Source organism: Sorangium sp. KYC3313, from assembly GCF_052075895.1.
Lineage (GTDB): Bacteria > Myxococcota_A > Polyangia > Polyangiales > Polyangiaceae > Sorangium > Sorangium cellulosum_B.
On sequence record NZ_CP197255.1, the window covers coordinates 7,287,035 to 7,298,831 of the forward strand.

An 11,797-nucleotide genomic window follows, 5' to 3' on the forward strand; every position below is an offset into this window, starting at 1 on the left:
GGGCGCGCCGGCCTCCTTTACTTGAACGTCGTCCGGGCGACGTCGAGCCGCGGGTGGGACGGGAACGACATCCCGCGGATTTGCCCGGAGATGCACGAAGCGACGCTCGGGTTCGACGGGCTCGTCGTGACGGTGACCCCCACGGCGCGGCCGTTCTGCACCGCGGCGCAGACGTTCACCTCCATGCTCGAGGGCACGTTGCACGCATTCAGGTACGTGCCGCGGTTCAGCACGTTGCCGTAGGCGCCCGCCGTGAGATCGGCCGGGCCGTTGTTGCCCATCTTGTACTCCTCGACATAGCGCGCCTGCGCAGCCTCGCAGCTCAGGCCACCGCCGAGCGTCGGGTAGCTGCCGCCGCCGCTCGGCCGCGCCCCGCCCCCGGCGCGTCCGGTCTTGCCGCTGCCGAGGCCGGCGTCGACCTCGATCGCGACGCGGTCGGTGGCGCCCTGCACCGCGAGCTCCTGCTCCTTGTGGCTGCGCTCGCGGTACCACCAGCCCGCGCCCGCGGCGAGGATGACGCCCATCAGGGCGAGGCCGAGCAGCGCCTTGTACTGCGTGCCCTGCTTCTCGGCCGACACGACGGCGTCGAGCGCGCGCTTCTCCTGCACGATGTCCCGGTTCAGCTTGGCCTGCTCGGCGAACGGGGCGAACTCCTCCCAGTCCTGGATCGCTCGCTCCTCCGCGGAGAACGTGTCGCGCAGCACCTGATCCCCCGTGAAGGAGCCGGACGCGACCTGCTGGAGCAGCTCCACGGACGAGAACGGCCCATGGTCCATGCCGTCCTTGATGACGACGTACCGCGGCCGCGGATCGGACTCGAGCGCGGCCTTGAGATCCGCGAGCTTGCGGGTCGGATCGTTGCCGTGCAGGCGCTGCGGCTGGTTGACCGGGATGGCGACCGCGAACGGTCCGTCCCCGGAGACCGCCTGGATCCTCGGCACGGACGGCGCCGACGGGACGCGCGCCTCCTCCTGGTGCCCGGTCGGCGGCATCATCGAGAGGTTGACGTCGACCTCGAACTCGCCGTCGGCATCGAGGTGCGACGTGTCGGCGCTCGGGGGCTGCTCCGAGGCGCTGGGGACGATCTGATAGAGCGCCTGCGCGAGGGCGGCGAGATCCGCCGGGCGGTGCTTCGGATCGGCCACGAGCGACTTGCCGAGCACCGTTTCCAGCGCGGGCGGCAGGTCCGGGATCACGTCCGCAGGACGCCGCATCCCCGGGCCGACGCTGCTGTTGGTGAGCATCTCGTAGAGGATGGCCCCCACCGCGAAGACGCTCGCGCGCGCGTCGCCTTCGTTGCCCTTGCGCTCCTCGGGCGCCAGGCAGGCGCGGTCGCGCGGCAGGAGAGGAGGGGTGTGGGCGAGCTCCTCGATCAGCTGGATCGTGCCGTTCGCGCCCTGGCCGAGGCACGAGGGGTGCACGAACATGGTCCGCCCCTGCGCGTGCAGCTCGTGCAGCTGGGTGCAGAGCGGCACGGCGAGGCCGACGGCCTCACGGATGTCGAAGCGGCGACCGGTCGCGCGGCGCGACTCCATCTCGGCGCGGAGCGTGCCGGCGGGGATGGACATGCCGGCCGGCAAGGGGGTGAGCAGGGGCTGGACCTGAGCGGACATCGGGGACGAACACTACGACAACACGCCGGGTCCGCTCAACGCCGCACCGCAACGTTGCAGTGTCGACGTGCGGCGAAGCCAGGTGCACGCGTGGGACGAGCAGTGCGGGCGTGCGCTTGCGGCGTCAGCGTTCGCCGGCGCGCCTTCAGCGCGTTTGCGCTGGTCTGCGCCCTGGTGTCGATCTGCGTCCGTGCGCGTCCGTGCGCGTCCGTGCGCGTCCGACAGCGCGCGTTCGCGATGGTCTGCGCCCGGGTGCGTCGGCCGGCGTCCGTCAGCGCGCGCTTGTGTCGGTCTGCGTCCGGGGGCGCTCTGCGGCACCGGCTGCGGCGGCGTTCGCGCCGAGCGCCAGGACGTGCCCTGCGAAGAAGCGGAGCATGTCGGCCTCGCGCGACTTCGGCCAGCGGGCGTGGTTGATGGCGCCCTTCTTGGCGGAGCAGCGGTTCCGGAGCGCGCAGTGGGGCTCGTCCCTGCCGGCCGCGTCGAGGCGCAGGAACGAGGTGTGCGCGGAGAGCGCGTCGCGCGCGCGCAGCCATCGCTCGACCGACTCACACGGGAACATGTCGTCGCACGCGCGGTAGACCGCCATCGCGGGCGGGGGAGGGCCGGGGCACGCCCACTCGGCGGGCGGCGCGTTGCTGCCGAAGGTGGCGAACGCCGCGACGCGGTCCGCGCGCATCATGGCGTACGTCGCCGCCATGTGGCCGCCGTAGGAGCCGCCGAGCGCGTAGATGCGCCGCCGGTCGACGAGCTTCTTCTCGAGCAGCTGGTCGACGAAGGCGTCGGTGGTCGCGACGTCGACGTTGCCCTCGCCGGTGAACTCGACGTCGAACGGCGCGGTCGGCGTGTACATCTTCGTGCCGCGCTCGCGTTCGGCCTGGCTCGGCGTCTTGAAGGCGCGGCCCTGGGGCGCGAGGACGATGAAGCCCGCGTGGGCCGGGTCGCCGGTCAGGTTCCACGTGGCGCCGAGCTTGCGCAGGCCCGTCTCCTTGTCGACGCTCGTCGGGTTGTCGCCGTCGGCGTGGAAGAAGACGATGAGCGGCAGCGGCGCGCGCGTCTCCACGCCGCTCGGCGCGATCACGCAGGCGTAGCGGGGCGACCCCTCGGCGTCGCGCGTCTCCAGCACCTGGGCACCGCGGCACGGCGGCCTGCCGAGCGTCTTGCGGAGCTCTCGCCCGGGGCGCCCCTGCTCGGCGACGCAGCTCCCTTCGCTGGGGAGCCTGGCCTCGGGCGGCTTCGCCGGCGGCGCGGCCGCGCTGGCCGGACCGGCCGCGCGGGCGCCCGCGTCCTGCCGGGCCGCCGACGGCCGCGGCTGCCCGCCGTCGGCCGCAACTGCGCCGGCGTCCTGCTCGAAGACGCCGAGCAGGTCGCCGCCGTCGACCCCCGACGACGGCGTGGAGCACGCGGCCGCGAGCCACGCCGCGGCGCCGGCGAGGAGGACCCGGCCGCGCAGGAGGACGGGGACGTCGGGCGTCGAGGTGCGTCGTGGGCGGGTGCCGGGTCGAGGTCGAGGCACGCGCGCACTCTAGTACGACGTCGGCGGTGCTCCGCCCGGGATTTCTCCCTGGAGACCGCAGGTGAGCTCCGGGATCGCGCTTGCGCGATGCGCCGCGGCGCTGCCGGCGACGAGGTGCTGCCCGCTGCCGGCGGCGAGCTCGGCTGTCCCGCTGGCAGCGAGCGGAGCGCGCGCATGCGGCAGCGGCGTTCCCCGGCAGCCCCGAACGGCCAGGGCGACCAACGGGTTGAAACCGCCTGAAAAGCGCAGAGTTTCGAACCGCCAAGAACGCCATAAGACGCCAAGCTACGTGGGTTATTTCATGGCGCCTTTACGCGGGTTATCTCATGGCGTCTTATCGCGTCTTGGCGGCTCATTTCTCGCTTGAAGAACGTGCTCGGTGTCCTGGTGCTACAGCCGCACAGATGCCTTACTTTGAAGTGCCGCCGGGAGGCGATCGAAGTAAGATGCCTTACTTTGAAGTGCCGTCGGGAGGCGATCGGCGCAAGCTGGAATGCGGCGAGGCGCCGCCGGGCGGCGATCGAAGTCGATGGAGCGCTCGTTCAGCTCCCTGACGAGGCCGATCCCGACCGGCTCATGAACCCCCGGGCCGTGCCCGACGGGACGCAGCCGCGGACGGTCTCGATCGGGTTGCCCGCCCGCCGGTGCGTCGGCTCCGTGCCCGCCGGGGACGAAATCGCTACGGCAGGCTCCGCTGCCTTGCAGGGAGGCCCTTCGTGGCTAGGCTGGTCCGCGGCCCATCCATGACGCACTTCGATATCCTCGTCGGCGCCGCGATCGCGGCGGTCCTTGCTTTCCAGGTCTACGTCACCGTGCGCGTCTTCCGGAGTCGCGTCTACGAGCCCAAGCAGAAGGTCTGGCAAGCGCAGCTCGTCTGGCTCCTGCCGATCATCGGCGCCGGGCTTGTGTTCTCGATCCTCCAGGAGGAGGACCGGGCCCACCGCGACGCCTCCTCGCACCTCCGGAGCTGAGCCGGCGCCACCGGGCCGCGCGGCCGCCTCGCGGCCACGTGCGGTCACGTTGAACGGTCGACCTCGCCCCCTTCTCCGTCCTCTACGCCCATCTGGTCACCCTGGCGCCCCTTCGCCTTCGATGGCCGATGGCCGATGGCCGATGGCCCGGTGGACCTGGGACGATCGAACAGGAAAAGTAGGTTTCACCCTTCGGTCTAGCGGCCCCGTGCGCTATGGCTCAGGGAGCATGGCGGACGACGTCTTCGGCATCGTCGGGACCACGCAGGCGGGTAATTTCCACGTCGAGCAGGTGGTCGCGGAGGGAGGGTTCGGCGTGGTGTACCGCGCGCTCCACGCCGGCTTCCGCGCGCCTGTCGCCTTGAAATGCCTGAAGGTGTCCGAGGCGAAGACCCCGCGCGAGCGGCAGCTCTTCCTCGAGAAGTTCCGCGAGGAGGCCCAGCTGCTCTTCCGGCTCTCGGCCTCGATCCCGGAGGTCGTCCGCCCGCTCCACGTCGACGTGCTGCACCTGAAGCGAGGGGAGTTCGTCCCCTTCCTGGCCCTCGAGTGGCTCGAGGGCGAGTCGCTCGACAAGGTCATCGATCGACGGAGGCTCAAGGGAGAGCCGCCCATCCCGCTGCACAGGCTGATGAAGATGATGCGCCCCATCGCGCAGGCGATCGCGCGCGCGCACCGCTTCCCGAGCCCGAACGGCACGGTGTCGATCATCCACCGCGACCTCAAGCCCGAGAACATCTTCATCACGACGCAGGAGGGGACGGAGCGGCTCAGGATCCTCGACTACGGCATCGCGCAGGCGAAGACGCTGGCCGAGCAGGCCGTCGGACGGGTGACGAACGGCGACCCGCTGAACGCGTTCTCCCCGGCGTACGGCGCCCCGGAGCAGTGGGCGCCGAAGCGGTTCGGGCAGGCGGGAACTTGGACCGACGTCTGGGGTCTCGCGCTCACCATGGTCGAGGCGCTCGTGGGGCGGCAGGTGATCGACGGCGAGGCGCAGGCGATGATGGGGACGGCGCTCGACGTGAAGCGCCGGCCCACGCCCCGGACCGAGGGCGCCAACATCCCGCCGGAGGTCGACGCGGTGTTCGAGCGCGCGCTCGCGGTGAGCCCGCGCGACCGCACGCGCGACATCGAGGCCTTCTGGACGGAGCTGGAGGCGGCGATGGGGCTCCCGGCGACGTTCGGGCGGACCTCCGCGCAGGACGACGCGTACTCCGTTCCGCCGCCGCCGTCGTCGTCGATGCGCGCGGCCCCGCAGGTGAAGCGCGCCGCGCACGTGTGGCTCGACACGCCCAGCGACGCCGGGTCGCTCGAGCTCGATCTCGACGTGGCCCCGGCGTCGATGCGCTCGCCGAGGGGAGGGCGCCGCGAAGGTCCCGCGAGCAGCGTGCGCCCGCCGCCGCCCTCGGATTCGGCCGGGCTCGAGATGGATCTCCCCGAGGCGCCGCAGAGCCCGCACAGCAGAGGCATGGGCGCGCTCGTCCCGGAGAGCGTGCCGACGAGCGCGCGAGGCCGCGCCGGCTTCGCGGAGGCGACGCCCGTGGGCGCGCTCCCGCGCGGCGGCGGGATGGAGAGCGCCCCGCCGAGCATGCTCGCGCGCGGGGGCGGGATGATGGAGAGCACGCCGCCGCTGGAGATGGCGCTCAGCGTCGCGCCGCGCACGACGTCGGTCATGCCGGCCGCGGTGCGCGCGCTTTCGGACATGCCGTCGAGCAGGTACCGGCCGACGGCGCGTCCGCCGGCGGACGGGCGGCCGCGCCCGCCGGACCCGAAGCCGCTCGGCGGGCCGACGCTCGTCCAGCAGCTCGGGTTGCCCGTGGCCTGCATCGTGTTCGCGTGCGTGGTCACGGTGGCCGACCTCATCATGAAGCAATCGGGCGAGGCGCTGAGCTTCGGCCCGGTGCGCTCGTTCTGGGTCGCCGGCGTGCTGCTCCTGTTCGGCGTCGGGCTGTTCTTCTGGCGCATGCTCGGAGATGCTGGAGATGCCTGATCCGACGCACGGGGGCGCCGCCGCGGGCGAGCGCGCCGATCAGAGCGTGTCGGCCCGCTTCACGCGGCTGATGAACGCGTCGACCTCGCGGTGGGGCGTGCTCACCGATCCCCCGCTCGTGGCGCTCGCCTCCGGCGTCTTCCTGCTCGTCTTCCTCGGGGCGCTCGGCCGCGACGCGGGCCCCGAGGTCGCGCGCGCGCTCGGGGTCCTCGTGTTCGCGCCGATCTCGGTCGCGCTCGCCGTCAGCGTGGCGCTGCGCGGCGCGCGCCGCGCCGTCGTCGCGTGGCTCGCGCGCCAGCCGTTCCCGGTGGAGAACCTGAACGCCGTGCTGAACGGCCTGGGCGAGGCGCTGGAGGTCACCTTCGTCGGCGCGGCACCGGAGGCGGCGGAGCTCAACGTCGAGCTCGACAAGGTGCACCCGGACGCGTTCGTGACGGGGGGCGTCGAGGACGCGCGCACGCTGGACATCCGCATCGGCGTCGTCGACTCGAAGCGCAATCCGGCGGCGACGAACCACCAGCGCTACGCGCGCGTCCGCGAGCTCGTCGAGCGCGTGCTCGTGCCGCTCTCGGAGCGCTATCCGATCCAGGTCGTCCGGGTGAAGTGAGCGCGCGCCGGACGCGCGCATCCAGGCGGCGGGGCGCCGTGCGGTCGTCGCGCGCCTCGCGCGGGCGCTTGCCAGGTCGCCCCGTTCCCCTGCTATCGTCGCGGCCCATGACCGCCTCGACCCCCGAGAAGCTCCTCTCCGATCTGGAAGCGCGGGGCATCACACGCGCGAAGATCGGCGGCTTTGACATCGACGGCATCCTCCGCGGGAAGTACGTCTCCATCGAGAAGCTGAAGAGCGCGCTCAACAGCGGCTTCGGCTTCTGCGACGTCATCTTCGGCTGGGACATCGCCGACGTCCTCTACGACAACGCCAAGGTGACCGGCTGGCACACCGGCTACCCGGACGCGCACGCCGTCCTGGATCCGAGCACGCTGCGCGACCTCCCGTGGGAGCCGGGGACGGTCGCGATGCTCGCCGACTTCCGCGACGAGCGCGGCGGCCCGCACCCCGCGTGCCCGCGCTCGCTCCTCCGGAGCGTCATCGCGAAGGGCGAGCGGATGGGGTTCTCGGCGAAGTTCTCGTGCGAGTTCGAGTTCTTCCTCTTCGAGGAGACGCCGCGCTCGCTGCACGAGAAGCGGTTCGCCGGCCTGACGCCGCTCAGCCCCGGCATGTTCGGCTACTCGTGGGTCCGCGAGGGGCAGAACAAGAAGCTCATGGCCGCCATCCTCGATCAGATGCAGGCCTTCGACGTCGAGATCGAGGGCCTGCACACCGAGACCGGCCCGGGCGTGTACGAGGCGGCGATCCGCTACGACGACGCGCTCCGCGCCGCGGACAAGGCCGCGCTCTTCAAGGTCGCCATGAAGCAGATCGCCCACGAGCACGGCCTGTCGGTCACGTTCATGGCGAAGTGGAACGCCGATCTCCCCGGATCGAGCGGCCACCTGCACCAGAGCCTCTGGAAAGACGGCCGCAACGTCTTCGAGGACGCGTCGTCGCCCGATCGGATCCCGGCGGCGCTGCGCCACTACGTCGGCGGCCAGATCGCCCTGATGCCCGAGCTCACGGCGATCTACTCGCCGACGATCAACGCCTACAAGCGGTACGTGCCCGGCGTCTGGGCCCCGCTCACCGCCAGCTGGGGCGTCGAGAACCGCACGGCCGCGATCCGCCTCATCGGCCTCGGCACGCCCGGCGCGCGCGTCGAGTACCGGCAGACGGCGGCGGACATCAACCCGTACACCGCGATGGCCGCGTGCCTCGGCGCGGGGCTCTACGGCATCGAGAACGGCGTCGAGCCGCCCGCGCAGGCCGCCGGGGACGCGTCGTCCACCGAGTCCTCGCGCCTGTCGCTGCCCCGTACGCTCTCCGACGCGACCCGGATGCTCGCGGGCAGCAAGGGGGCCCGCGAGATCCTCGGCGAGAGGTTCGTCGAGCACTATGTCCTGACGCGCGACTGGGAGGTGCGGCAGTACGAGCGCGCGGTCACGGATTGGGAGCTGAAGCGTTACTTCGAGGCGGTGTGATCATGAGCCAGTTCACGGTTTGGAGCTTTCCCACACGCATCCTCTTCGGCACCGGCGTCGTCGAGCAGACAGGCGCCGAGGCGCGCCGGCTCGGCGCGGCGAGGGCGCTCGTCGTCACGGACAAGGGCGTCGTCCGCTCGGGTCTGCTCGATCCCGTCGCCGCGTCGCTGCGGAAGGAGGGCCTCGAGGTGGCCGTCTTCGACGACGTGCTCGGCAACCCGGTCGAGAAGAACGTGCACGACGGCGTCGCCGCGTTCCGTGCGGCCCGCGCCGATCTCGTCGTCGCCCTCGGGGGCGGCTCGCCGCTCGACGTCGGCAAGCTGGTGCGCCTCGGCGTGAACCACGATCGGCCGCTCGTCGACTACGACGACGCCACGGGCGGCGATCGCTTCATCACGCCCGACGTCCCGCCGATGCTCGCGATCCCCACGACGGCCGGGACCGGCAGCGAGGTCGGCCGCTCGGGCGTCGTGACGCTCGACGTGAACCACCGGAAGACGGTGATCTTCTCGCCGCACCTGCTCGCGAACGCCGCGCTGCTCGATCCGGTGATGACGCGGTCGATGCCGGCCTTCCTCACGGCGGCGACGGGCTTCGACGCGCTCACCCACTGTATCGAGGCGTACGTCGCGAAGGGCGATCACCCGATGGCCGACGGCATCGCGCTCGAGGGGATCCGCCTCGCCGCCGCGCACCTCGCGCGGGCGGTCACGCACGGCGACGATCTCGAGGCGCGCGGCGGCATGATGAAGGCGGCGATGATGGGCGCGGTCGCGTTCCAGAAGGGGCTCGGCGCGTGCCACTCGCTCGCGCACCCGCTCTCGAGCGAGTGCGGCCTGCACCACGGCCTCGCGAACGCCCTCTGCCTCCCGCCGGTCGTCGAGTTCAACGTCGCCGCGGCCGCGCCGCGCCTCGCGCGCGTCGCGGCCCTGCTCGGCGCTCCCGAGGACGCCGCCGCGTGCGCCGACGCGATCCGCGCCCTGCGCGCCCGGATCGGGCTCGCGGCCGGCCTCGAGAAGGCAGGCGTTCCCCGCGACAAGCTCGACGCGCTGGCCGACCTCGCCGCCCAGGACGCGTGTCACACGAGCAACCCGCGCCCCTGCTCGCGCGACGATCTCCGCCGTCTCTACGAGGCGTCCTTCTCGAGCTGATCGCGCGCCTGCCCCGGGCGAGGCGCGGCTCGCGGTGGACGCGGGGCCGGCGCGAACGCGTCGCCGCCGCGGAAGGATCGCGCCGGCGAGCGCCTGCCGTGACGGGATCATGGTCATTTCCCGGTGTCCAGCGGGCCGCTGGGCGCCGGCCTACCGCTGGCCGACAATGGATAAATGCGGTACCAGGGGGGCACGATGACCGTCACCTCCACCGAGCGCACCGCGCGTCCAGCGACATGCCAAATGTTCGAGACGCCGCTCATCGAGCGGTTTTCGCGGATCCATCCGATCACACCGTTCGTCTTCTGGCTGCCGGTCTACGGCTATCTGGGCGTGCGCGCCGCCCGGCATGGTGTCGGCCTCCTGACCGGGCTCGGGCTCGCGCTGGTCGGCCTGTTTCTATGGACGTTCGCCGAGTATGTCCTGCACCGATACGTGTTTCACTACGTGGGGCCGCGCCTATGGCAGCGCCGGATGCATTTCGTTCTCCACGGGGTGCACCATGATTTCCCGCAGGACGCCGACCGGCTGGTGATGCCGCTCGGCGCGAGCATCCCCCTCGGCATCGCGTTCTACACGCTGTTTCGCGTCCTCTTTGGCCCTGTTCCGGCGGATCCGCTGTTCATCGGCTTCGGCCTCGGATACCTGGCGTACGACGGTACGCACTATGCCATTCATCACTTCCGGATGAGCTCGCGCTGGGCGAAGTGGATCAAGCGCCATCACATGGTCCATCACCACACGGGAGAAAATGCCCGGTGGGGCGTGTCGTCGCCGCTCTGGGACTGGGTCTTCGGCACGATGGGCACGTCGCAGGCAGGAAAAGGCAGCTGAGCGAGACAGCGGCGCGCGCCGGAGCGCGCCGGCGCTGATCGCCGACAGGGTGGGAATGGGCCCGGAGCGCGGCGGGTTGAGGGGCCATGAAGCGGTCGCGCCCGGACGCTCGCGCCTGCGCGGGAGATGCGGAGCAGCAGCGCCGCGCGGGGCCGCGCGGCCGCGATCGCACGGCGCCTGCCCAGGCTCAGGCGCGCAGCGGATGGATCTGCTCGACGCGCGGACCGAGGAGGTCGCGGCGCATCGGGGGCCTCACGGCGAGGAGGTGGTGCCGGGAGGAACGAGCCCTGCCGCAGGCGAGGCGCTCGCCGCAGGCAGCCGCCTCATGGCGCCCGCATCGAAGGTGCGGAGCGTGTTGCGCCCGCAGTAGGGGCACAACCACGCCACGTCGAACCGGTCGAGGTGAGCGTTGATGCTGTGCGCCGGCGCGATCTCCTTGTCGGCTTCACCGGCGGCCGACCGGCCGCGGGGACTCCGGGTGGCCCACCCGGCGGTGACGTGCCGGTGCTCGTCCAGGGTGGCTGACAGGCTTGCCTGGCACTCGCAAGGAGTGGAGATGAGAAACCGACTCATGCGTGACCGTCCTTCGTAGATGTTTCCGTAGACCTTGCTGGCATGCCGCGTCGCGGCGTGCTTGCGGGCGCCGCGCCTGCGAACCGAGACGCGACGAAAATCGAGACGAATGAGAACCGAGATGAACGAGAACCGAGAACCGGCGACGAGGAAAGAAGCGCGCCCTCATATAAAGGTTGGTCAGTTTGAGCTCAAGGGGTGTTAGCCTGGGGCACGGTTGCCCTGATGTAGCTGAGGAAGGGGAGTCCATGACCGTTCGACGTGCACCTCGTGAGCGCGAGACGCCGCCCTCGGGCAGGTTGCAGGTCGTCGAGGCCCGCCGGCCTGGACCGCGCTCCGTGCGCGGGCTCAGGCTCCTGCTTGCGCACGACGCCCGCGCCGCGACCTGCGACGCGCTCGCCCGCGCGATCGAGGGGGCGCTGACGAACGTCGAGATCGTGGACGCCTCGTCGATCGACGACGCCCTGCTCGCGTCGGCGACCGAACGGTTCGACGCGTGCCTCATCTGCCTGGATCTTCCGCCGGCCCCGCTCGGCGGTGCGCGCCTCGCGAGCGAGCTCGTGGACAGCAACCACCCGGTCGTGCTCGTCACGCGGAGCCTGCGCTGGCTGCCGCCGGACAGGCCCATCCTGCACCAGCTGCCCTGGATCCCGCCGGACGCCGGCAAGATCGAGATCTCCAGAGCGATCGCGGCGGCGACCAGCGACTGCGACAGCGCCATCCGCGCGCGCTCGCCGCTGCCGGGCGAGACGCTCGGCGCGCCCACGCTCCGCGCGCGCGCGCGCCGGTAGGCGCCGGTCGCGGCGCGGCTTGGGATGCGCGCCGACGAGCCCCGGCTCCGGGCGAACGGGGGCGAACGGCGGCGAACCGGGGCGAGACATGACGACGTGGCGACGTCGGAATCGAAAACGAAATGAAGGGGTTGCTAAGCGGCTCCGGATTCGGTAGAAGCTTCCTCCACCTCGCGCGGGACTAGCTCAGTTGGTAGAGCATCAGCTTCCCAAGCTGAGGGTCGCGGGTTCGAATCCCGTGTCCCGCTCCGAGGATCGCCGACCCCCTTTTGCGCTGGCGATCCT

Annotated in this window: 10 protein-coding genes and 1 tRNA gene; 8 read left to right on the forward strand and 3 right to left on the reverse strand. The window is 71.7% G+C overall.

Going from position 1 to position 11,797, the window contains the following annotated elements; genetic code table 11:
- Positions 1-17: 17 nt before the first annotated feature.
- Together ACSRUE_RS28095 and ACSRUE_RS28100 are read right to left on the reverse strand one after the other, a co-directional pair.
- Positions 18-1,613 (reverse strand): hypothetical protein, encoded by a 1,596-nt coding sequence (locus ACSRUE_RS28095; protein ID WP_441286285.1) that lies wholly within the window; start codon positions 1,611-1,613, stop codon positions 18-20.
- A 271-nt stretch (positions 1,614-1,884) separates the two neighbouring features.
- Positions 1,885-3,126, reverse strand: a complete 1,242-nt coding sequence (locus ACSRUE_RS28100) for an alpha/beta fold hydrolase (RefSeq protein ID WP_441286286.1) — start codon at positions 3,124-3,126, stop codon at positions 1,885-1,887.
- A 716-nt stretch (positions 3,127-3,842) separates the two neighbouring features.
- On the opposite strand from ACSRUE_RS28100, the gene ACSRUE_RS28105 reads away from it, so the two are divergent.
- The 6 genes from ACSRUE_RS28105 to ACSRUE_RS28130 all read left to right on the forward strand — a co-directional run bounded on the left by ACSRUE_RS28105 (position 3,843) and on the right by ACSRUE_RS28130 (position 10,148).
- Entirely contained in the window at positions 3,843-4,097 is a 255-nt protein-coding gene (locus ACSRUE_RS28105) for a hypothetical protein (protein ID WP_441286287.1), read from the forward strand.
- 229 nt (positions 4,098-4,326) lie between these two features.
- Positions 4,327-6,087, forward strand: coding sequence for a serine/threonine protein kinase (locus tag ACSRUE_RS28110; protein ID WP_441286288.1), 1,761 nt, complete (start codon positions 4,327-4,329; stop codon positions 6,085-6,087).
- Complete coding sequence (locus ACSRUE_RS28115) at positions 6,080-6,694, forward strand: hypothetical protein (protein ID WP_437767335.1); 615 nt, start codon at positions 6,080-6,082, stop codon at positions 6,692-6,694. Before ACSRUE_RS28110 ends, ACSRUE_RS28115 begins: the two co-directional genes overlap by 8 nt.
- A 107-nt stretch (positions 6,695-6,801) precedes the next feature.
- Positions 6,802-8,163: a glutamine synthetase family protein gene (locus ACSRUE_RS28120; protein ID WP_441286289.1), complete on the forward strand. Its 1,362-nt coding sequence runs from the start codon at positions 6,802-6,804 to the stop codon at positions 8,161-8,163.
- Positions 8,160-9,314: an iron-containing alcohol dehydrogenase gene (locus ACSRUE_RS28125; RefSeq protein WP_441286290.1), complete on the forward strand. Its 1,155-nt coding sequence runs from the start codon at positions 8,160-8,162 to the stop codon at positions 9,312-9,314. The genes ACSRUE_RS28120 and ACSRUE_RS28125 overlap by 4 nt, the downstream gene beginning before the upstream one ends.
- Before the next feature lie 195 nt (positions 9,315-9,509).
- Positions 9,510-10,148, forward strand: a complete 639-nt coding sequence (locus ACSRUE_RS28130; RefSeq protein ID WP_441286291.1) for a sterol desaturase family protein — start codon at positions 9,510-9,512, stop codon at positions 10,146-10,148.
- 252 nt (positions 10,149-10,400) lie between these two features.
- Here ACSRUE_RS28130 and ACSRUE_RS28135 read toward each other — a convergent pair whose 3' ends face one another.
- Entirely contained in the window at positions 10,401-10,721 is a 321-nt protein-coding gene (locus ACSRUE_RS28135) for a hypothetical protein (RefSeq protein ID WP_441286292.1), read from the reverse strand.
- A gap of 248 nt (positions 10,722-10,969) precedes the next feature.
- Between ACSRUE_RS28135 and ACSRUE_RS28140 the strand changes: the two genes are divergently transcribed.
- On the forward strand, positions 10,970-11,512 hold the full coding sequence (locus ACSRUE_RS28140) for a hypothetical protein (protein ID WP_441286293.1): 543 nt from the start codon (positions 10,970-10,972) through the stop codon (positions 11,510-11,512).
- A gap of 175 nt (positions 11,513-11,687) precedes the next feature.
- Positions 11,688-11,760 (forward strand) — tRNA-Gly (locus tag ACSRUE_RS28145).
- Positions 11,761-11,797 lie beyond the last annotated feature (37 nt).

Coding starts and splice junctions, on each gene's coding strand:
- ACSRUE_RS28095 (WP_441286285.1), bottom strand. CDS start 1,613: ATGTCCGCTCAGGTCCAGCCCCTGCTCACCCCCTTGCCGGCCGGCATG.
- ACSRUE_RS28110 (WP_441286288.1), top strand. CDS start 4,327: ATGGCGGACGACGTCTTCGGCATCGTCGGGACCACGCAGGCGGGTAAT.
- ACSRUE_RS28115 (WP_437767335.1), top strand. CDS start 6,080: ATGCCTGATCCGACGCACGGGGGCGCCGCCGCGGGCGAGCGCGCCGAT.
- ACSRUE_RS28120 (WP_441286289.1), top strand. CDS start 6,802: ATGACCGCCTCGACCCCCGAGAAGCTCCTCTCCGATCTGGAAGCGCGG.
- ACSRUE_RS28130 (WP_441286291.1), top strand. CDS start 9,510: ATGACCGTCACCTCCACCGAGCGCACCGCGCGTCCAGCGACATGCCAA.
- ACSRUE_RS28135 (WP_441286292.1), bottom strand. CDS start 10,721: ATGAGTCGGTTTCTCATCTCCACTCCTTGCGAGTGCCAGGCAAGCCTG.
- ACSRUE_RS28140 (WP_441286293.1), top strand. CDS start 10,970: ATGACCGTTCGACGTGCACCTCGTGAGCGCGAGACGCCGCCCTCGGGC.